This window comes from Bradyrhizobium sp. UFLA01-814 (genome assembly GCF_046718885.1).
In the GTDB taxonomy this organism is placed as follows: domain Bacteria; phylum Pseudomonadota; class Alphaproteobacteria; order Rhizobiales; family Xanthobacteraceae; genus Bradyrhizobium; species Bradyrhizobium elkanii.
Genome location: NZ_JAQOSR010000071.1, coordinates 1 through 22,143, shown reverse-complemented (window position 1 = coordinate 22,143; position 22,143 = coordinate 1). Strand labels below are relative to the sequence as shown.

General features: G+C 66.4%; 15 protein-coding genes. 1 reads left to right on the top strand and 14 read right to left on the bottom strand.

The window, feature by feature from the left end; translation table 11 throughout:
* Positions 1-3 precede the first annotated feature (3 nt).
* The 6 genes from PMN64_RS21820 to PMN64_RS21795 all read right to left on the bottom strand — a co-directional run bounded on the left by PMN64_RS21820 (position 4) and on the right by PMN64_RS21795 (position 6,788).
* The gene (locus tag PMN64_RS21820; RefSeq protein WP_411782127.1) at positions 4-894 is read right to left on the bottom strand and encodes an NAD-dependent epimerase/dehydratase family protein; all 891 of its coding nucleotides are present in this window, start codon (positions 892-894) and stop codon (positions 4-6) included.
* A 100-nt stretch (positions 895-994) separates the two neighbouring features.
* Positions 995-1,903 (bottom strand): LysR family transcriptional regulator, encoded by a 909-nt coding sequence (locus PMN64_RS21815; protein ID WP_411782116.1) that lies wholly within the window; start codon positions 1,901-1,903, stop codon positions 995-997.
* 379 nt (positions 1,904-2,282) lie between these two features.
* Complete coding sequence (locus PMN64_RS21810; RefSeq protein WP_411782115.1) at positions 2,283-3,305, bottom strand: S1C family serine protease; 1,023 nt, start codon at positions 3,303-3,305, stop codon at positions 2,283-2,285.
* An 85-nt stretch (positions 3,306-3,390) separates the two neighbouring features.
* Complete coding sequence (locus PMN64_RS21805) at positions 3,391-3,840, bottom strand: hypothetical protein (RefSeq protein WP_411782114.1); 450 nt, start codon at positions 3,838-3,840, stop codon at positions 3,391-3,393.
* Between the two features lie 7 nt (positions 3,841-3,847).
* Complete coding sequence (locus PMN64_RS21800; RefSeq protein ID WP_411782113.1) at positions 3,848-5,449, bottom strand: GMC family oxidoreductase; 1,602 nt, start codon at positions 5,447-5,449, stop codon at positions 3,848-3,850.
* 115 nt (positions 5,450-5,564) lie between these two features.
* Positions 5,565-6,788 carry a cytochrome P450 gene (locus PMN64_RS21795; protein WP_411782112.1) on the bottom strand — a complete coding sequence of 408 codons (1,224 nt, stop codon included), beginning with the start codon at positions 6,786-6,788 and terminating at the stop codon, positions 5,565-5,567.
* A gap of 234 nt (positions 6,789-7,022) precedes the next feature.
* Here PMN64_RS21795 and PMN64_RS21790 point away from each other — a divergent pair, with 234 nt between their 5' ends.
* A complete protein-coding gene (locus PMN64_RS21790) occupies positions 7,023-8,657 on the top strand; it encodes a flavin-containing monooxygenase (RefSeq protein WP_411782111.1) in 1,635 nt (544 codons plus the stop codon).
* A gap of 199 nt (positions 8,658-8,856) precedes the next feature.
* Here the strand turns inward: PMN64_RS21790 and PMN64_RS21785 are convergent, their stop codons facing one another.
* From PMN64_RS21785 to PMN64_RS21750, 8 genes are all read right to left on the bottom strand, one after another.
* A complete protein-coding gene (locus PMN64_RS21785; protein WP_411782110.1) occupies positions 8,857-12,159 on the bottom strand; it encodes a carboxyl transferase domain-containing protein in 3,303 nt (1,100 codons plus the stop codon).
* Between the two features lie 82 nt (positions 12,160-12,241).
* Positions 12,242-13,126 (bottom strand): ABC transporter permease, encoded by an 885-nt coding sequence (locus PMN64_RS21780; RefSeq protein ID WP_028343670.1) that lies wholly within the window; start codon positions 13,124-13,126, stop codon positions 12,242-12,244.
* Complete coding sequence (locus PMN64_RS21775) at positions 13,123-14,079, bottom strand: ABC transporter permease (protein ID WP_411782109.1); 957 nt, start codon at positions 14,077-14,079, stop codon at positions 13,123-13,125. The genes PMN64_RS21780 and PMN64_RS21775 overlap by 4 nt, the downstream gene beginning before the upstream one ends.
* A gap of 3 nt (positions 14,080-14,082) precedes the next feature.
* On the bottom strand, positions 14,083-15,630 hold the full coding sequence (locus PMN64_RS21770; RefSeq protein ID WP_411782108.1) for an ABC transporter substrate-binding protein: 1,548 nt from the start codon (positions 15,628-15,630) through the stop codon (positions 14,083-14,085).
* A gap of 217 nt (positions 15,631-15,847) precedes the next feature.
* Positions 15,848-16,852 (bottom strand): ABC transporter ATP-binding protein, encoded by a 1,005-nt coding sequence (locus PMN64_RS21765; RefSeq protein ID WP_411782107.1) that lies wholly within the window; start codon positions 16,850-16,852, stop codon positions 15,848-15,850.
* Complete coding sequence (locus PMN64_RS21760; RefSeq protein WP_411782106.1) at positions 16,849-17,925, bottom strand: ABC transporter ATP-binding protein; 1,077 nt, start codon at positions 17,923-17,925, stop codon at positions 16,849-16,851. Before PMN64_RS21760 ends, PMN64_RS21765 begins: the two co-directional genes overlap by 4 nt.
* Positions 17,925-20,357 carry a CaiB/BaiF CoA transferase family protein gene (locus PMN64_RS21755; RefSeq protein ID WP_411782105.1) on the bottom strand — a complete coding sequence of 811 codons (2,433 nt, stop codon included), beginning with the start codon at positions 20,355-20,357 and terminating at the stop codon, positions 17,925-17,927. Before PMN64_RS21755 ends, PMN64_RS21760 begins: the two co-directional genes overlap by 1 nt.
* Before the next feature lie 174 nt (positions 20,358-20,531).
* Complete coding sequence (locus PMN64_RS21750; protein ID WP_411782104.1) at positions 20,532-21,974, bottom strand: amidohydrolase family protein; 1,443 nt, start codon at positions 21,972-21,974, stop codon at positions 20,532-20,534.
* Positions 21,975-22,143 lie beyond the last annotated feature (169 nt).

The window sequence follows — 22,143 nt, the reverse complement described above, 5'->3', positions numbered from 1 at the left end:
GACTTAAGCGACCGCCAACGCATAAGCGCGTAACTCGTCGATGATCGATCCCCGCGAAGGATTCCAGCCGAGTTCGCGCTTCGCCTTCTCGCCCGAGATGATCTGATCGGAGGCGATCGCATCGGCGAAACCCGAGAGGACCTTGCGCGCCTCTTCGAGCGGCCATGCCGCTACTCGGCCCCCGGCACCGCCCAACTCGCTCGCTGCGCGTGCGATCTCGATGAGCCGCGGCGCCGAACCGTGCGCGCCATTGAAGACGGATCCCGCCGGTGCCCGCTCGAGCGCGAGCGCATAGAGATCGGCCAGATCGTCGGCATGCACGGTCGACCAGCGATTTTGACCGTCACCGACATGAAGCGCCGCACCATGTTCCTTGGCCGCTGCGACCATCATCATCGCGGCGCCACCCCAGTTGCCATATACCCAGGCAGGCCGGATAACGACCGGATGGACGCCCCCGGCTTCGGCCGCGAGGATCTCGCGTTCCAGGGCCTGGCGCCAGCGGACCATCTCGACCGGGTTTAGTGGAGTGCGCTCGGTGACTGACGTGTCACCCGTGGAGCCGTAGACCAAGCTGCCACTGGTATAGATGAAGCGCTTACCCGTTCCGCGCTGGGCTTCGAGGATCGCGCGCGTCGCAATCTCATCGAGAGACGCAGCGTTCTGATCGTTGGGCGAAGCGGCATGGACGACGGCGTCCACGCCCCGCACCGCCGAGGCCAAGCTCACCGGGTCGGCAAGCTCACCTATCTTCGCCACGAAACCTCGGTCGAGCAGCTTGGTCGCGCTCGCTTCCGACCGGGCGAGTCCTACGACTTCATGACCTCCCTCTTTCAATCGGTGCGCTACCGCACCGCCGATCAAGCCAGTCGCGCCTGTTACCAAAACTCGCATGTCGATCACCCTTCAATTTCGGTGAATCCAACAAAGCGGAACGGCAATGCGGATGGAAATCGCGAGTTCTGATGTAGCGCTATCGATCGCGCCGATGGCGTCAAGCCGAGGCGGCGATTTTGGTGATAATGCCGCGCAGCCAGGCAATAGCCCCATGCGTATCCGCCCGCCGGTGCCACATCAGGTGGAGTGGCCAGGTAGGCAGTTCGAGCGGCGGATCATAAATCGCTAAGCCTGCTCCGGTACCAGCGAACCTTCGTGCGACCCGGGAGGCCAGCGTCGCGACGAGGTCGGTCCCGGCGATCACGAAAGGGGCGGCCAGGAATTGTGGCAGGCTCAGTACGACGCGCCGTTCGAGGCCGAGATCGGCAAGCCTCAGATCGACGATCCCGGAGCGGTCGCCTTCCGGAGAGACCAGAAGATGCGGCGCCGCTGCGAAAGCCTTGAGGCTCGGACCATCCGCGAACGCCGGGTGTCCCTCCCGCACGACGCAGGCGAAACTCTCAAAAAAGAGCGGGCTGCTGATGATGCGCGCCGACGTCTCGACGGGGAAACCAATCGCGAGGTTCGCCTCGCCGCTGTCGAGCAGCGTGATAGCTTCTTCTCGTCCGAACATCCCGCAGACCCGCACGTTGATGTGCGGGGCGTCGATGCTGAGGAGGGCCATGAGCGGCGGCAACAGGACGAACGCCGCATAGTCGCTCATCGCGAGCGTGACGGTATTGTCGGCCGTCGCGGGATCGAAGCTATCGGCCTGTAGCGCGCTCCGGAGAAGCCGGAGCGCATCCGAGACGGGACCAGCAAGGTCATGGGCGCGGGGCGTTGGCTGCATGCCTGAAGGCGTTCGCACGAAGAGCTCGTCCCCAAGAAGCTCTCGCAAGCGCGTGAGCGCTCCGCTCATCGCCGACTGGCTGAGGCCGATCCGCGATCCGGCGCGCGTCACGTGGCGCTCCGCGTACAGCGCATCAAAGGCCTTCATCAAGTTGAGGTCGAAGCCGGCTATATCCATGTGGCCGACCATAAGGGAATGCGCCGAACGGGGATAGCGGCCGTACGTCAAGCGCACGCCGCTCGAGGGCCCCCCGGTTGGGCTGGACCCGATCCGTCGAGGATGGCGTTACGGCAAGTCATCCACCGCTTGGCAATCCGCGCTCACCCACAAGCGGACGCCGCTTAGGAGGCGGGTCTTTTCAAAAGGCATTCCACTCAGATTAGAGACGACACGGCTACCCTTCTCCCCTTGTGGGAGAAGGTGGCGCGAAGCGCCGGATGAGGGGTTCTGTCGACATATGAGATCGTGGAGAGAAACCCTCACCCCGCTTCGCTGCGCGAAGCGACCCTCTCCCACAAGGGGAGAGGGTGCAGCTCGCACGCGGAAAGGATAATCCTCACTGCTTCGCGGGCTTCCGCCCGATCGGATGAATGTCGATCGCGCGCAGGCGGCCGAGGCGGAGCACGTCCATCGACAGGGTCCGGTCGATCCGGCTGTGATCGAGCGCGCGGATCAGGTCGTCGACACCGTTGATCTCGATGCCGTCGAGCCCGATCACGACATCGCCCGGCAGCAGCGCCGCGCGCGCGGCCGGGCTGTCCGGCTCGATCTGCATCAGGAGCGCGCCCATCTTGTTCTCGACCCCGGCCAGCACCGCGTGCCGCCGCGGCACCGGCGCGGTCTGCCCGGCGACGCCGATATAGGCGCGGCGGACATAGCCGTGGCGGATGATCTCCGACAGCACGAACTGCGCGGTGTTGCTGGCGACCGCAAAGCAGATGCCCTGCGCGCCGTTGATGATCGCGGTGTTGATGCCGATCACCTCGCCCTTCGACGACACCAGCGGCCCGCCGGAATTGCCGGGATTGAGCGCGGCGTCGGTCTGGATCACGTCCTCGATGGTCCGCCCGCTGACCGAGCGGATCGAGCGTCCGAGCGCCGAGACCACGCCGGCGGTGACCGTCGATTCGAAGCCGAGCGGATTGCCGATCGCGACCACGAGTTGGCCGCGCCGCAGCGTCTTGGAGTTGCCGAGCGACGCGTAAGGCAGATCGCGCGCGCCATCGGCCCGCAGCAAGGCGAGGTCGGTGTCGGGATCGACGCCGAGCACATGGGCGTCGGTGACGAAGCCCTCGGTGTCGCGCAGGCGAATCTCCTTCGACGATCCGACCACATGGCTGTTGGTCAGCACGAAGCCGTCGGGCGAGATCACGATGCCCGAGCCGAGCCCGCCGCGCTCGCGCGCATTGCGCACTTTCGGCCCGGTTTCGACCCGAACCACGGCGGGGCCGACGCGGTCGGTGACGTCGATCACGGCATTGGAATAGGCATCCAGCAAAGCCCGGTCGTTATCCCGGGCAGCATCAGCCGTTCGCGGTGACGGCGTGTCACCGGCGGCATCTGAGGTAATATCCAGCATGGCGAGAGTCCTTTGGTCTCCTCAGATGGTGACCGGCTCCCCGCGCCGCAAGTGGTTACGCTTCCGCGCAGCCCTGCCCGACTGGTTAGGGCGCCCGCCGCAGCGTCCCGCCGCGCTCCCGGACCGGATCGAGCAGCGACCAGTCGCCCTCCGGCAGCACATGGCCTTTCGGGAACGGCGCGCGCAGCTCGAGGCCGAGCGAGCGCAGCACGCGGTCGTCGCGGTAGTAGCATTGCAGCACCACGCGGACGAGCGTCGCCGCGGCCGCGCCGCCATGGCTACGAAACTCCTGCGCTACCGCATCGCGCCCGGGGTCGTCGAGCTCGGCGAGCGGCTTGCCGGCAAGATCGGCCAGATGATCCAGAGCTCGCGCAACCAGCGCGGTGTCGCGGCCGAGGGTTGCCAGCATGTCGGCCTGGATCGCGGCATCGTCCGCCCCCGGCACCTTGTACTCGTCACTTGCGGGAACGATCATCGCGGCGACGGTGCGGAGATCGGCGCGCTGAGCTGCGGTCAGTTCTTTTGCGTCGGACATGTCGGTCTCAATCGAACAGATTGGCGAGGCGCTGCTTCATCTGGTCGGCGATGTAGAGCGCAAGGGCCTGGATGGTGGAGGTCGGGTTCACCCCGCCCGAGGTGACGAAGATGCTGCCGTCGACGATGAAGAGGTTCTTCACGTCGTGCGAGCGGCCCCATTCGTTGACCACGGAGCGCGCCGGATCGGCGCCCATCCGCGCGGTGCCGAGCAGATGCCAGCCGCCCCACGGGATCGGATCATTGATGCAGATGTCGGTGGCGCCGGCGGCCTCGAGAATCTCCCGGCCGCGCGCCAGCCCGTGGTCCATCATCTTCCGGCTGTTCGCGCTGATCGTGTAATCGATCTTCGGCGCGGGGATGCCGTGGCTGTCCTTCAGCACGGGATCGAGCGTGACGCGGTTGTGCTCCTCCGGCAGATCCTCGCAGATCGCCGATACCGCGAGACGATGGCCGTTGAGCTTGCGGAACACGCGGTGATGATCCTTGCCCCAGGGCAGGATGCCCTTCTGCTCGCTCGCGACCGCCTCGAACACCGGCCCGGCGCCGCGGCCAAACTGGATGCCGTAGCCGCGGACGAAGCCGCGCGACAGATCGGTGTCGTAGAACTCCTTGCTCCACAGACAGGTCGGCGGCGCGCGGTTGCTGTCGGTCGGCTCCTTCACGAAGCCGTAGATCTGCGCGTAGGGGTGGAACATCAGGTTCTTGCCGACCAGGCCGGACGAGTTGGCGAGGCCATTCGGGAACTTGCCTGACGCCGAATTGAGCAGCAGCCGCGGCGTGCCGACGCCGTTGCAGGCGATGATGACGACTTCGGCCGGTTGAAACTGCTCGACGCCGTCCTTGTCGTAATAGACGACGCCGGAGGCCATGCCGTGCTCGTTGGTCAGGATCTCGCGCACCCGGCAATGGGTCTTGAGCTCGACCCCGGCGCGGACCGCGTGCGGCCAGTAGGTGATGTCGGTCGAGGCCTTGGCACCCTGCGCGCAGGCCGGCGTGCAGTGGCCGAGATTGATGCAGCGCGCCCTGCCCTCGTAATCCATCGTCGCCACCGTCGTGTCCGACGGCCACCAGTGCCAGCCGAGCTTGTTCATGGCGTTGCCGATCAGCGGGCCGGATAGCCCGAGCGGCTGCTGCGGCATCGGCGGGTGGCTCAGCGGCGACAGCGGATCGCCCGACAGGCCCGAGACGCCCATCATCCGATCGTTCTCCTCGAAGAACGGGGTGAGCGCGTCGTAATCGATCGGCCAGTCGTCGGCGACGCCGTCGAGCGTCTTCACCTTGAAGTCGGACGGATGCAGCCGCGGCCAGTGCGCGGTGTACATCACCGTCGAGCCGCCGACGGCGTTGAAGTTGACGACCTTGATCGGCGAATTGTCGTCGTTGATCGGGTAGTCCTCGGGCCGGCGGCGGACGTTCGGGCTCGACGACCACTCGCCGTAGAACTTCGCCTCCCAGTCGCGCCCGGTGCTCGGATATTCGGCCGGATTCATCCAGCCGCCCTGATCGAGGCAGAGGATGTGCATCTTGGTATCGGCGAGGCTCCAGGCCACCGCAGCACCGGACGCGCCGGCGCCGATGATCAGGACGTCAACGGGATCGTTCTTCATTCTTGTTCCTTGATCTCATCATTCCGTCATTCCGGGGCGATGCGAAGCATCGAACCCGGAATCTCGAGATTCCGGGTCTGGTCCTTCGGACCATCCCGGAATGACAATGTGGGATTCAATTGACGATTCTCACCGGCAAGCTTCGTATACCGCGGATGAAATTGGAATAGAGCCTTTGCGGCGGGCCCATCATCTCAAAACGCAGATCGCGCGCCAGGACCTCCTCCCAGAGGATGCGCAGCTGCTGCTCGGCCAGGCGGTCGCCGACGCAGCGGTGGACGCCGGCGCCGAAGGCGAGATGCTGGCGCGGCTTGGCGCGGTCGATGATGAATTCGTCGGCGCGCTCGATCTTGTCCTCGTCGCGGTTGCCGGAGATGTACCACATCACGACCTTGTCGCCCTTGCTGATCCGGCGGCCGGCAAGCTCGACATCATTGCGTGCGGTGCGGCGCATGTGCAGCACCGGCGTGTGGTAGCGGATGGTCTCGGAGACCAGGTTCGGGATCAGCTCCGGCCTCGCGCGGACCAGCTCGAACTGCTCCGGGTTCTCGCACAGCGCCATCAGCCCGGCCGACATTGAGTTGCGCGTGGTGTCGTTGCCGCCGACGATCAACAGCCCGATCGTGCCGATGAACTCGCGCGGCTCCAGATTCCGCGTCGCCTCAGAATGCGCCAGCATCGAGATCAAATCGAAGGTCGGCGGCGCATCGACCCGCGCGTCCCACAGCTTGCGGAAATATTCTCCCATCTTGACCAGTTCGGCGGTGCGTTCAGCCTCCGAATGCACCACCGCGTCGGGGGATTCGACGTTGGTGATCGCGACATCCGACCACCAGGTCAGCTTGGCGCGGTCCTCCGAGGGAAAATCGAACAGCGTCGCCAGCATCATGTTGGTGAGGTCGACCGAGACCCGCTCGGCCCAGTCGAAGGTCTCGTTGCGCGGCAGCGCATCGAGCACGGCTGAGGTGCGCTTGCGGATCAGGGCGTCGAAATTGGCGAGGTTCGACGGGGCCACGATCGGCGCCACCGTGCGGCGCTGCGCGGTGTGGCCGGGTGGATCCATGCGGATGAAGCTCGGCCGCTCCTGCCCCTTCGGCTGGTCCGCGACCTGGATACCGCCAAGCTCGGAGGCCGACGAATAGTTCTGGTGATCCAGCTCGACCGCGAAGATGTCGTCGTAGCGCGTCACCGACCAGTACGGGCCGTAGGCCGACGCCTCGCAATAATGCACGGGATCGTCGCGGCGGAGCTGCGCGAACAGCGGCCGCCAGGTGTCGTCCTGATAGAGCCGGGGATTGCTGACGTCCGTAGACGTCGGCCTGCGCAGCGCCTCTCCCATCGCGTCACTCCCGCTGGTTCCGTCGCCGCTTGGCGGGCGATCGTTGTGTCGGGCCGACGATAGAGGAAATCCCGCGGCCGAGTAAAGCCGCGGGGCGGACAGCCCGCCGCGCGGAATGCGCGCAACCCGACGCACCCGGCAAATCCCGATAGCTGCCCCGCTGTTCGATGTTTGTCGGCAGCAGGAAGACCGGTTAGCCTTGCCGGCAATCAATCCATCAGGGAGCAACGACAGGTGGCCGAATTGCGCCAGGACAACACCGCCCAGACGGCTGCGCTGGACTACGACGTCATCATCATCGGCGCCGGCCTGTCCGGCATGTACCAGCTTTATCGGCTGCGCGAGCTCGGCCTTAGCGCGCGCGTGTTCGAGGCCGGCACCGGCGTCGGCGGCACCTGGTACTGGAACCGCTATCCCGGCGCACGTTTCGATTCCGAGAGCTATTCCTACGGCTATTCGTTCTCGAAGGAGCTGCTCGAGGAATGGGAATGGTCGGAGCATTTCGCCGGCCAGCCCGAGACCTTGCGCTACTGCAACTATGTCGCCGACAAGTTCGACCTGCGCCGCGACATCCAGTTCGAGAGTCGCGTCACCTCAGCGATCTACCAGGACGACACGCGAAGCTGGCGGATCACGCTGGAGAGCGGCACGCAGCACTCCTGCCGCTTCCTGATCACCGCGATCGGTCCGTTGTCGACGCCGACCCTGCCGCGCATCGAGGGCCGCGACGATTTCAGGGGCCAATCGTTTCACACCGCGCGCTGGCCGAAGCAGAAGGTGGATTTCACCGGCAAGCGCGTCGCCGTGATCGGCACCGGCGCGACCGGCATCCAGACCATCCAGACCATCGCCGGCGAGGTCGGGCACCTCACCGTGTTCCAGCGCACCGCCAACTGGGCGGCGCCGCTGCACAACGGCAAGATCGACGCCGAGACGCAAGCCGGGATCAAGGCCGGCTATCCCGAGATCTTCGCGCGCTGCAAGGAGACCTTCGCCTGCTTCGTGCATACGCCCGATCCGCGCGGCGCCTTCGAGGTGAGCGAGGCGGAGCGCGAGGCGTTCTACGAGAAGCTCTATGGCGAACGCGGGTTTGGCATCTGGCAGGGCAACTTCAAGGACATCCTGATCGACCGCGCGGCGAATGCCACGATCAGCGATTTCGTCGCGCGCAAGATCCGCGAGCGCGTGAAGAACCAGGCGGTCGCCGAGAAGCTGATCCCGAAGAACCACGGCTTCGGCACGCGGCGGCTGCCGCTCGAGACCTTCTATTACGAGGTCTACAACCGCGACAATGTCGAGCTGGTCGACATCAAGGAGACGCCGATCGAGCGGATCACGCCCGAGGGCATCCGGACGACCGACAAGGATTACGCCTTCGACATCATCATCTACGCCACCGGCTTCGATGCCATAACCGGCAGCTTCGACAAGATCGATTTCCGCGGCGCGCACGGTGCGCGGCTGAAGGAGAAGTGGACGCACGGCCCGGAGACCTATCTCGGGCTGATGGTCGACGGCTTCCCCAACATGATGATGCTGATGGGCCCGCACACCGCGCTCGGCAACATCCCGCGCAGCGTCGAATACAGCGTCGACTGGGTCACTGGGCTGATCCGCTTCGCGAAAGCGAAAGGCCTGACCTTCCTCGACGCCACGCCTGAAGGCACCGCCGACTGGACCGAGCATGTCAAGGCGCTCGGCACAGGCCTGCTCTCCAACGAGGTCGATTCCTGGATGACCGGCATCAACCGCAACGTCGAGGGCAAGCAAACCCGCATCGTCGCCCGCTACAGCGGCAGCGCGCCGGCGTATCGCGCGCGATGCGACGAGGTGGCGGCGGGGGGATATGCGGAGTTGAGGTTGGGGTAACTCTCTCAATGACGCGAGACGCCCGCCCACCCGCCGCCGTCGTCCCGGCGAAAGCCGGGACCCATAACCACAGGGTTGGGTTGTTGAAGGAGGCTATGGCCCCAGCACCGTGCAACAATGACCATCGGTGGTTATGGGTCCCGGCCTTCGCCGGGACGACACCGAGTTTGATGCACGATCTAACTCACCCTATGCCACCCTACCACGCATCGATGCAAGGCCGCTTGCGGTGGGTCCGCGGCTCGGGCTTCGGCACCGAGCGGAGGCCGGCCATGATCCAGTGCCGGGTGTCGGCGGGATCGATCACCTCGTCGATCTCGAGCACCGAGGCGATCGAGACCGCCTTGCCGTTGGCGTAGAGCTCGGCGACCTTGGTCTGGAAATACTTCTCGCGCTCGACCGGATCCTCGATCGCCTCCATCTCCTTGCGGAAACCGAGGCGGACATAGCCTTCGAGACCCATGCCGCCGAACTCGCCGGTCGGCCACGCCACCGTGAAGAACGAGGCGTGGAAGCCGCCGCCGATCATCGATTGCGCGCCGAGACCGTAGCCCTTGCGCAGCACGATGCCGAACAGCGGCACCGTGATGCTGGCGCCGGTGACGAACATCCGCGCGACATGGCGCACGATCGCGGTCTTCTCGGCCTCGGGGCCGACCATGAAGCCCGGCGTGTCGCAGAGCGAGACGATCGGGATGTCGAAGGCGTCGCACAGCTGCATGAAGCGCGCGGCCTTGTCGCCGGCAGGTGCGTCGATCGCCCCGCCGAGATGCTTCGGATTGTTGGCGATCAGGCCGAACGGCTTGCCCTCGATGCGGATGAAGGCCGTGATCATGCCGACGCCGAAATCCCTGCGGATCTCCAGCACCGAGCCCTCGTCGGCGATCAGGTCGATCACGTTGCGGATGTCGTAGACCCGCAGGCGATTTTCCGGAATCGCACGGCGCAGCAGCCGCTGGTCCGGCGCCTTCCAGTCCTGCACCGCGCCCTGGAAATAGGACAGATATTTCTGCGCCACCGTGGTCGCCTCGGCCTCGTCCTCGACCAGGATGTCGATCACGCCGTTCGGCGACTGGAACGAGACCGGGCCGACCTCGGCCGGATGGTAGACGCCGAGCCCGCCGCCCTCGATCATCGCGGGGCCGCCCATGCCGATCGAGGCATTTTTGGTGGCGATGATGACGTCGCAGACCCCGAGCATCGCGGCATTGCCGGCGAAGCAATAGCCGGAGACCACGCCGACCACGGGCACCAGCCCGGAGAGTTTTGCGAACTGCACGAAGGACGGGCCGTCGAGGCCGGTCATGCCGAGCCGGTCGGTATCGCCGGGACGGCCGCCGCCGCCCTCGGCATAGAACACCAGCGGCATACGCCACTGCTCGGCGAGGCCGAGCATGCGGTCGATCTTCTTGTGGTTCATATGGCCCTGGGTGCCGGCGAGCACGGTGTAGTCGTAGGAGATCACCATGCAGCGCGCGCCGTCGGCGCCGAAATCCTTGGCGTTGACGGTGGCGACGCCTGATATCAGGCCGTCGGCCGGCGTGTTCTTGATGAGGTCCTCGACCTTGCGGCGGCGGCGCTGCGCCGCGATCGCCAGCGAGCCGTATTCGACGAACGAGCCCTCATCGACCAGCTGCGCGATGTTCTCGCGCGCGGTGCGCTGGTTGGTCTTGCGGCGGCGCTCGACCGAGGCCGGGCGGTTCTCGTCCAGCGTGATCGCCTTGCGCGCGATCAGCTCGGCGAGATCAGGGCGGATGTGATCGAGGTCGATCGCGGCCTCTTCCGCCGCGTGATGGCCGTCAACCTCGGCAGGCTCAAAGAACAGGATCGGCTCGCCATGCATCAGGGTGACGCCGATGCCGCCCGCGATCCTGGTCACCCGGCCGCCATGCGGTGCCGTGACGAGATGCTCCATCTTCATCGATTCCAGCACCGCGATCTGCTGGCCGGGACGGACCAGATCGCCCTCCGCGACCTCGATCGCCACGATGGTGCCCTGCAGCGGCGCGGGCACCGGGAGCGATCCCTCGGGCGGCGCCTCAGTGACGACGGTCTTTGTCGCAGCCACCTCGCTCACTTCGATCAATGGTGCGGCGAGATCCTGCGCCGCGCCGACCAGCGCCGCCACATGGGTATCTATGAAGTTGGTGCTGATCTTGTTCCGCCCAAAGCTCTGATGCGCCAGGATCGCGCCGAGGAACGGAATGTTGGTGGCGACGCCGCCGATCCGGAATTCACGCAAGGTGCGCGATGCCTTGTGCACCACGTCGGTCCATTTTGGGCTCGGCGAATGCACGATGACCTTGGCGAGCAGCGAGTCGAACGCGGCAGAGGTCCGGTAGCCGGAATAGCCGAACGTATCGACGCGAACGCCGGGGCCGGACGGCAGGTCGAACACACTGAGCGTGCCGCCGGTCGGTTTTGTGATGCCCTTCTCGTCCATCACCTCCATGTTGACGCGCAGCTGCATCGCATAGCCGCGCGGCAGCGGCACCGCTGATTGCGCGAGGCCGAGCGAGGCCAGCGTAGCGCCGGCGGCGACCGCGAGCTGCGCGCGCACGAGGTCGACGCCGAGCACCTCCTCAGTGACGGTGTGCTCGACCTGGAGCCGCGGATTGGCCTCGATGAAAGCGAACGCGCCCTCACCTTCGCCGGCTTCGTCATCGACCAGGAATTCGAAGGTGCCGAGATTGTCGTAGCGCGCGGCGGTCGCGAGCTGCTTCGCCGCCTCGATGATGCGCGCGCGCAGGCTCTCGCTCAGCGACAGGCTCGGCGCCACCTCGATGAGCTTTTGGTTCCGGCGCTGGATGGTGCATTCGCGCTCCCAGAGATGGCTGATGACGCCGTGACGGTCGCCGATGATCTGCACCTCGATATGACGCGCTTTGCGGATCAGCCGTTCGACATAGACCGCATCGCTGCCGAACGCCGCCTTGGCCTCCGACTGGCAGCGCGCATAGGCCTCGTCGAGCTTGGCGGCGTCCTCGACCACCCGCATGCCGCGCCCACCGCCGCCGGCGATCGCCTTGATCATCACGGCGGCGCCGGCGCCGAGCGAGGCGAAGAACGCCTTTGCCTCGTCGAGACTGGTCGCGCCCGAAGTGCCGGCAATGATCGGGACGCCGCATTTCTTAGCCAGCGCCTTTGCCTTGGCCTTGTCGCCGAACAGATCGAGCGCCTCCGGCGACGGGCCGACGAAGGTGATCCTCTCCTCGGCACAGCGCCGCGCGAGCTGCGTGTTCTCGCTGAGGAAGCCGTAGCCCGGATGCAGCGCATCGCAACCCGTGGTCTTGGCCGCCGCGATGACGGCCTCGATGTCGAGATAGGCCCGCGCGCCGCGGCCTGGAATCTCGTGGCTGGCGTCGGCGGATCGGACATGCAGCGAGGCGGCATCGTCGGCGGGATAGATCGCGACCGTGGCAAGGCCGCTTTCGCCGGCGGCACGGGCAATCCGGATCGCGATCTCACCGCGGTTGGCAATCAGCAATTTCTTGAACGACATGATCAATTCCGTGAGTTTGCTACCTCTCCCCGCAAGCGGGGCGAGGTGAAGAAATCGTGCGCGACCGGCCGACGTCTCACAGTCAACGATCCTTCATGGTCGGATCGAGCACGACGCGCAAGGACTCCCCGAGCGCGTTGAACGCCAGCGAGACGACGAGAATGGCAAGGCCCGGCGCATACATCTGCTCCGGCGCGATTTCCATGTATTGATAGGCGCGCGCCAGCATGGCGCCCCAGCTCGGGTCCGGCGGCTGGATGCCGAGGCCGAGGAACGACAGGCTGGCTTCCGCCAGCAGCGCGGCGGCGAGCAAGAGCGTCACCTGCACGATGACCGGCTGCAGCGTGTTCGGCAGCACGTGGCGCCAAAGCACGTGCCAGGTCGGCGCGCCGAAGCCTCTGGAGGCATCGACATAGAGCTCCTGCCGCACGATCAGCGTGCGGGCGCGGACGATGCGCGCCAGCGCCGGGAACATCGTGATGCCGACCGCGATCATGCCGTTGGTGAGCCCGATGCCAAGCGCGCCGGTGACCGCGATCGCCAGCACGATGGCGGGGAACGACAGGAAGGTGTCGATGATGCGGCTGATGATGTCGTCGATCCAGCCACCGAAATAGCCGGCGATGAGGCCGACCGGCAGCCCGATCAGGACCGCGACGCCGACCGCCAGCAGGCTGGCATAGACGGTGGCCGGCGCGCCGTAGATCAGGCGCGAGAAGATGTCGCGGCCGAGATCGTCGGTGCCGAGCAGATGGGCCGGCCCCGGCGGCGCCAGCATGTTGTTGACGTCCTGCGCGGTCGGCGCATAGGGCGCGATCCAGGGCGCACCGATTGCGACGACGACGAGCACCACGAGCACCAGGATCGACAGCGCGGCGCGGAGATCGCCGGCGAGCCAGCGCGCAAATCGCCGCAGCCGCGTCGGCCTCGCCGGTGCCTTCAGGGGAGCGAGCGCCACCTCGGTCATTGCTCGATCCTCGGATCGACCGCAGCACACAGCAAATCGGTGATCAAATTCACCGCGATCACAACCACCACCATGGTGAAGACGACGCCCTGCACGATCGGGAAATCGCGCTGGATCGCGCCGCGCACGATCAGGCTGCCGAGGCCGGGAATCGCGAACACCGCCTCGATCACCACGGTCGCCGCCAGCATGCGGTTGACCAACAGGCTGATGATGGTGAGCAGATTGACGCCGACATTCTTCAGGCCGTGCTGCCAGAGGATGCGCGACATCGACAGGCCCTTGGCGTGCAGCGTGCGGACATATTGCGACGACAGCACCTCCAGCAGCGCGCCGCGCAGCTGGCGCGCGACCTCGGCCATGCCATAGGCCGCGATCGCGATGCCAGGCAGCAGCGCATGCCTGATCGCATCGACCGGCGAGGCGCTGAAGGATTTCGCGCCGGTCGCCGGCAGCCAGTTCAGCTTCAGCGAGAATTCCGCCACCAGGATCATCGCGAGCCAGAAGCCGGGCACCGCGACGCCGAGCGACGCCAGCATGCTGATCAGCTTGTCGACCCAGCCATTCGGCTTGATCGCGGCCATCACGCCCATCGGAATGCCCGTGACCAGCGCCAGCGCCAGCGCGATCACGACGATCAGGAGCGTGTTCGGAAACGCACGCCCGATCGAGTCCGCGACCTTCTCGCCGGTGAGAAGCGATTGCGAGAGATCGCCCTGCGCGACATTGCCGAGCCAGGCGCCATATTGCACCAGGAACGGGCGGTCGAGGCCGTAGATCTTCCTGATCTCGGTGATCCGTGCGTCGGTTGCGTTGTCGCCCGCCAGCGTCACGGCGATGTCGCCGGGCACCAGCTTGAGCAGCGCGAACACCATGAAGGTCGCGAGCAGGATCACGGGCAGCGCCTGCACGAGGCGGCTGCCGATGACCTTGACTGGTGACCGTCGCGCCATCGCCTAACTCCCGAGCCAGACGTCGTCGTATTTCGGCTTGCCGAGCAGGTTCGGCCGATAGCCCTGCACCTTCTTGTTCATCGCGACCAGCTCGAACTGGAAGGCCAGCGGCGCGACGAAGGCGTTCTCCATCACCAGCCGCTGCACGGTGGAGAACGCCTTGCGCCTGGTGTCGATGTCCTCCGACGCACGCGATTCCTTGATCGCGGCCTCGAGCTCGGCCGGCACTGGCGCGCGCCCGCCATTGTAGTAGGCGTCCTTGGTGAACATCAGCGAGTAAGTCAGGCTCGGGTCGGGCCGTCCGGTCCAGGCCGAGAGCAGGCCGGCGCCCTTCTTCTCCGCACCGAAGAAGGCCGCGGAAGCTTCCGCGATCGGGGCGTTGACGAAGCGCACGCCGATGCCGGCCTTGCGCAGCTGCTCGATCAGGATCTCCTGACGCTGCACCGAATCCTGGTCCGGATAGCCGCCGAGCTCGATCTGGGTGCCCTCCTTGAAGCCGGCCTCGGCGAGCAGCTTGCGCGCTCGGTCGGGATCATAGGGATAGAGTTTTGCGACCTCGGCATCATAGGCCCAATGCGCCTTCGGCAGGTTCATGTAGGCGGGCTCCGCAAGACCTGCGAGCGCGGCCTTGACGAAGGACTCGCGATCGATCGCGAAGTTGAGCGCCTGGCGGACCTTGAGATTGTCGAACGGCGGCTTGGCCCAGTTGAGGAAGATCTGAAGCACGTACAGCGTCGGGCCATGCACCACCTTGACGCTCGAGGCGCGCTCGATGATCACCTTCTGCCGCGGCGGCAGCTGGTAGATCAGATCGTTCTGCCCGGCGGTGACCGAGCGGGCGCCGGTGGTGAGCTCGGGAATGATCGAGATCTCGATGGCGTCGGGAAGCGGCCGCTCCGGCTTCCAGTATTTCTCGTTGCGCTTGACCACGATCTTCTCGCCGTCGGCCCAGCTGACGAACGAATAGGCGCCGGCGCCGACCGGCTTGCGCGTCACGACGCCGCCCTCGGCCGCCTTCAGCGCCGTCGGCGACACCATCATGCCGGCGCGGTCGGAGAGGATGCCGGGCAGCGCGGTATCCGGCGTCTTCAGCTTCAACGTCACCTGCTGCGGGCCAGTGACCTCGACCGCGGCGACCGAGAGCAGATCGGCCTTGATGTTCGACTTCGCATCGCTGCGGTTGCGCTCGAGATTGAACTTGACCGCTTCCGCATCGAGCGGCGTGCCGTCATGGAAGGTGACGCCGGCGCGAATGTTGAGCACCAGCGTGGTGGGATCGGTGAACTTCCAGCTCTCGGCAAGGCCGGGCTTCGGCTTCAGCGTGTCGAATTCCCATTCGGTCAGCGTGTCGTACATCGTGAACAGGAAGGCGTGGTCGGAGCCGGCGCCGCCGGTCGCGGGATCGAGGCTCGACGGGTTGGCCGGCGCCGAGATGCGCAGGGTGCCGCCCTTCTTCGGCGCGCCTTCCGCAAACGCACGGCCGCCGAGTGTGGTGCTGGCGAGTGCGCCCGAGATCAGCGCCATAACCTCGCGTCGTGTCGTCATCGTCATGGCAGGTCCTCCATTATCCCAGGGCGTCAATTTGAATCGGCTTAGCGGCAGACTGGCTGCACCTCTCCCGCTTGCGGGGGAGGTCGGATCGCATCATAGATGCGATCCGGGTGGGGGCTCTCTCCACGATGTAACTCGTGGAGAGAGCCCTCCCCCGCAAGCGGGAGAGGGAGTGCAGTTCCTTCGGGGTCGCTATTCGAACTGATCTCATCGCGCGCTAACTCGGCGAAAAATTGGGGCGGTCGGCGAAATGGCAGGCCACCCAGTGATCGGGCTTCAGCTCGCGCCACTCCGGCACGCGGTCGGTGCAGAGCGGCTGCGCATGCGGGCAGCGGGTGCGGAAGCGGCAGCCCGAGGGTGGATCGATCGGGCTCGGCACCTCGCCCTGCAAGACGATGCGGCTCTCCTGCCGCATCGTGGACGGCAACGGCCGCGGCTCGGCCGACAGCAGCGCGATCGTGTAGGGATGCAGAGGCCGCTCGGCGACCTCCTCGGTCGGCCCGAGCTCGACGAACTGGCCGAGATACATCACCGCGACGCGCTCGCTGATATGCGAGACCACGGCGAGATCGTGGGTGATGAAGACATAGGTCAGGCCGAGGTCGCGCTGCAGATCGGCAAACAAATTGAGCACGTCGCCGCGGATCGACATGTCGAGCGCGGCCACCACCTCGTCGCAGACGATCAGTTTGGGTTTCAGCGTCAGCGCGCGGGCGATCACGACGCGCTGCTTCTGGCCGCCGGACAGCTGATGCGGGTAACGCGCGCCGAACTCCTGAGGCAGGCCCACCCGCTCCAGCGCCTCCCGCGCCTGCCGCTCGCGCTCGGCACGGCTGCCGGCACGTGCGAGCTCCAGCGGCTCCAGCACCGAGGCCAGAATGGTCATGCGCGGATTCAGCGCGGCGTTCGGGTCCTGGAAGATGATCTGGTAGTCGCGGCGATGGCTTTGAAACTCCCGGCGTGGCAGCGCCGTTGGATCGATGCCGTCATGCAGGATGGCGCCGGCGCTGGGATTGAGCAGAAACACCAGCGCGCGGCCGATCGTGGTCTTGCCCGATCCGGACTCTCCGATGATGCCGAAGGTCTCGCCGCGGCGGACGTCGAAATTGACACCGTCGACCGCCTTCACGGTGGCGCGGCGGTCCGAGGTCTGGAAGCGGACCTGGAGGTCGCGCACCGAGACGATGGCATCGCGGCGGGGCTCGGCACCGGCTGTGGTCATTGCGTCGCGACCTTTGCAGCAGCCGGCGCGCCGGGCGGATGCAGCGCGCCCGGCAGATTGAGCTCGGCAAAGCGCCAGCAGCGCACTCTTCTGCCGCCGCCGGCGTCCTGCAGCTTCTGCTCGGCCTCGCAACCTTTGGCCGCATGCGCGCAGCGGGCCCGGAAGCGGCAGCCGTTCGGCATCTCCGCGATCGACGGCACCCGGCCCGGGATCGACGGCAGGCGGCCGTGGCGCGGGCTCAAATGCGGCAGCGAGCGTAACAGGCCCGACGTGTAGGGATGCAGCGGCCGCACCAGCGCTTCGTCGACGGTGGCGTCCTCGATCACCTCGCCGGCATACATCGTGATCATCCGCGTGCAGGTCTCGGCGACGACGCCGAGATCGTGGGTGATCAGCATCAGCGCGGTCTTCGAGGTCTCGCTGATGTCGCGCAGCAGCTCGAGGATCTGCGCCTGCACGGTGACGTCGAGCGCGGTGGTCGGCTCGTCGGCGATCAGAAGCTGCGGCCCGCAGATCAAACTCGCCGCGATCATCACGCGCTGGCGCATGCCGCCGGACAGCTGGTGCGGATAGTCGTCGATCCGCCGCTCGGGCGAGGCGATGCCGACGCGGCGGAGCATCTCCAGCGTCCTGGCGCGCGCCTCCTCATGGGAAACGTCCGTATGGACGCGCAGCGTCTCGGCGATCTGGTGGCCGACGGTGAACACCGGGTCGAGCGCGCTCATCGGCTCCTGGAAGATCATCGCGATGCGCTTGCCCCGGATCGCGCGCATCTGCCGCGCGCTGCAGGAGGCGAGATCGACGCCGTCGAACAGGATCTTGCCGTCGAGGCCGGCAAAATTGCCCGGCAACAGCCGCAGGATCGACAGGCCGGTGATGGTCTTGCCGCAGCCGCTCTCACCGACGATGCCGACGCGCTCGCCGGGCGCGATGTCGAAGTCGATGCGGCGCGTCGCCTGCCAGACACCCTGCGCGGTCTTGAAGCGGATGCCGAGCCCGCGCACGGACAGCAGCGGCCGCGCGGCCTCGCGCGCGCCCTCCGCCCTGCGCTGTGCCGGCTGACCTGCCTCCATCAGCCCGCCGCCCGCTTCTTCTCTTTCACCAGCTGCTCCTCCATCAGCATCTCGGTGCCGATGATGCCCTCGCGGCTGAGCTCATCGAGCTCGGCGTCGGAGAGCCCGAGCATGCCGCCAAGAATCGCGCGGTTATGCTCGCCGAGCGTCGGCGGCACTGAACGAATGGCAAATGGCGCATCGCTCTCGCGAAACGGCATCGACGGCTGCGGATGTCGTCCGATGAACGCGCGGTCGACCTGCTGGATGAAGCCGCGGGCGTGGAGCTGCGGATCCTCCAGGAGATCGATCGGCAGCCGCGCCACGCCGGAGGCGACACCTTCGGCCTGCAGCGCGGTCATCGCAGCATCGGCATCGCGCGCCGCGGTCCAGGCCGTGATCGCAGCCTCGATCTCGGCCTCGATGGCGCGGCGGCCCGCGGCGGTCCTGAGCGTCTCGTCCGCCGCCCAGTCCTTGCGGCCGAGCAGCCGCGCGAGCTTTGGCCACATCGCGTCGTCGGACACCGCGACGACGATCCAGTTGTCCTCTCCGGCGCAGCGAAAGCAGCCGTGCGGCACGAAATCGGGGTGGCGGTTGCCGTATTTGGTCGGCGGCTTGCCATTGGTCGAATGCGCGACGATCCAGGGCGCGGCGAACGGCATCATGCATTCGATCTGCGCCAGATCGATGAACTGCCCCTGCCCCGTCAGTTTGGCGTGGATCAGCGCGGTCAGCACCGCGGCGGCGCCGTTGAGCCCGCCGACGGCGTCGCCGAACGCGGTATGGCTCATGACGGGCGGACCATCGGGATCGCCGACAACACTCGGCAGACCGGAGCCCTGCTCCAGGGTCGAGCCATAGGCGCGGCAGTCGCGATGCACGCTGCCGGCGCCGAACGCCGACATCGACATCATCACCAGCTTGGGATTGATCTTGCTCAGCACGTCGTAGCCGAGGCCGAGCTTGGGCAGCACCTCGACCGAATAATTGTCGACCACGAGGTCGGCATCGGCGAGCAGGCGCTTCGCCAATTCAAGCCCCCTCGGCCGGGTCAGATCGAGCGTGATGCCGCGCTTGTTGCGGTTCATGATGCAGTAGCGCACCGACTTCTCGTACATCTGCTCCAGCACATAGGCCGGACGGCGGTCGACGCCGCGCCACCAGTCCGGATACTGGGTCGCCTCGATCTTGATGACGTGGGCGCCGAGATCGGCGAGCGTGCGGGTGCAGATCGGCCCGGCCCAGCCCATCGAAAAGTCGACGACACGGATGCCCTCGAGCGGCAAGCGATCGGTTGTATCGGCCCTGGGCACCGGCACGCGCGGCGCAGCGTCGCGCCGCGCCTGCTGCTCGCCGAGATCAGGCACCCGGCCGCCGCGCAGCGGCGGCGTTGCGGTCAGCCGCTGCATCGTGCCGGCGGAAAAGCCGGTCTCGTCACCGATGGTGATCGGGACGATGGCGCCACGCGCACGCTTCTCCTCATCGGCGATGAGATCCGCTACCTCCGGCACCGGCACGATCGGAATCCTGCGCTTGAGCCCTTCGGCGAACCACTCCTGCGCGGTGCGCTGCTTCAGCTTCGGCAAGATCCTGCCTTCGATCTCGGCGACATGGCGCAGCCGGTCGACACCCATGACCAGCGTCGGATCGTCGCGCAACTCGTTGAGCCCGAGCATCTCGCAGAACGCGCGCCATTGCGCCGGGGTCACCGTGGTGACGCCGAGCCAGCCCTGCTTCGTCTCGTAGATTCCAACCGGAAAGGTCGGCCAGAACCGGTTGACGCCGATCCGCCGCATGATGTCGCCGCGCTGGAACGCCTCGAACATGATGTATTCGGTGACGGCGATAGAGGCCTCGAACAGGCTGAGATGGTTTGCGCGGCCGCGCCCGTCCTGCATGCGCCCGAGCACCGACGAGGCCGCGGCGATGAAACCCCACAGCCCGCCCAGGATGCCGATCTGGAAATCCGGCGCATGCATCGGCGGCCCCTGCTCCGGACCGACCAGCTTCACCAGCCCGGTCAGCGCGCGGATCGTGGAGTCCGTCGCCGCGAAATTGGCGTAGGGACCGCGATCGCCGAACCAGGCGAGGTCGAGATGAATGAGGCCAGGATTATCCCGCTTGATCGCGTCGAGATCGATCTCGGGACAATCCGCCGCAGCGATGCCGCGCCCGTCGAGCAGGATGTCGCAGCCGACAATCAGCTCCCGCAAGCGGGATGCCGCGCCCGCGTCGCTCGCGTCGAGCACGACACTCGACTTGTTGAAGTTGAGAAACGCAAACCACGCACTCTGGCCCTTGGGCGTCAGCGGCGCGGTGCGGCGAAGCGGATCGCCGTACGGCGGCTCGATCTTCTGTACATCGGCGCCGAAATCGGCAAACAGCCGCGCGCAATAGCTCGTCGCCGCAGCACTTCCGATCTCGACAATCCGCAGATGCGACAACGCGCCCATCACGCTTCCTCGCGACAAAATGACCAGCCGGTGACAGCGGCTGATTCAGTTTTCTTGTTGGGTGAACTTGAAGCCGCGCGACGAGTGTGATGCAAGTGGAATTTTCTTCCGCTTGACGGAATTAGCGAGCGTATGACCGAAGCTGCTGCTCAGCGCGAAGCGAAGATTGTGCAGCTAATTGCAGGTGAGCTGCGCTTCGAACCAGTGTTGCACTGAGTTCGACAATCGCGGCCATGCGCGCAAGACATGCGCGTATGTGGCCGCGCTCGCACGGGTGATGCCGCGCAGTTCCTGCTCAATGGCGGGAAGATCAACACCGAGGCACCGGCCGCCCCTGGCGACGGTGCGACCATCGACCACAAGCTCTGAGATCAGCGACGCATTGCCGCGCGCGAACAACAGGTCGAGCGGATCGGCATCGAGAATCTGATCGCGCTCGAGGCGGTCGAGATCGATGCCGAAGAAATCAGTCGGCGCACCGACCGCGAGCTCGCCGGTGCCCGGCGCGCCGGTGGCGCGGCGGCCGTTGCGGATCGCGAGCGTGAAGAATTCCTGAGCAGTCCATGTACGCTTGAAGCCGAGGCCGCCGTGCATCATCTGCACCAGCCGCATCTCGCGCAGCACATCGTCATCCTCGTCGAGCGCCAGGCCATCGACGCCGACGGCAATCGCACAACCGCAAGCGTGCGCCGCCGCGATCGGTGCCAACCCGGACCGCAGGTGCAGGTTGGAGGAGAAATTGGTGACGATGCGCGCGCCCGAGGCCGCGATCATCTCGAGCTCGTCGGGCCGCGCGTGGATGCAATGCGCGAGCGTCAGCCGCTCCGAGAGGAAGCCGATGTCGCGGAGATAGCGCACGATGCCATCGGGAAAATGCCGGTCGGCCCAGGCGCGCTGGTGGATCGTCTCGAGCAGGTGCATATGGATACGACGGCCGGTCTGCGCCGAGTTCTCCGCGACCGCCTCCAGCAGCGGCTTCGAGCACCACTGCACCCCGGCCGGCCCAAGCTGCACGTCGACCTTCGGCCCGCCAATCGCCGCCGCGATGGCGTCGGTCAGCTCGATATAGGCCTGCGGCGACATCGGAGCACGAACGAACAGCTGTTCGATCGCGCTGCGATCGTCGGCCGGAAGGTCTGACAGCACCGCTTCGCTGTCGCCATAGACGATCGGGTTCTGGTCGCGCACCGCGATGGCAAAGGCGATGCGGATGCCGACATCGGCGGCGGCGCGCGCGATCGCCCTGGCCTCCTCGACCAGCGGCATGGTCCCGCTCGGACGGGTGTAGTGCACCATCATCGCCGCGCAGCCGGCCTGCGCTGCGCGGGCAAACGCCGAGGCCGCGGTGAGATACGGATCGACCGGCGTGCCCACCACTGTGCGCAGGATCCAGCTCTCCAGCGGCATGCCGACCGCGCCGAAGCTCGACGCGCGCGGGCGCGCGTGGTCGTGGGCGTTGATGAAGGCGGGAAGGATGAGCGAGCGCGGGGCTGTCGCCGGGCCCGCGGCTTCGGAGATGTCGGTGATGATGCCGTCGGCGTGACGGAGCACAATGTCGTTGCGGATGTCGCGGTCAGCACCGCAGAACAGACGGCTTGCCGTGACGTCGGTCATCATCGCCTGTCATCTCCGCTTGCGTAACTTCACCTCTCCCGCTCGCGGGGGAGGTCGGATCGCATCGGAGATGCGATCCGGGTGGGGGCTCTCAGCACGATATGACTCGTGGAGCTGTCTCTTATACACATCTCCGAGCCCACGAGACTTAGGATATCATCGCGTATGCCGT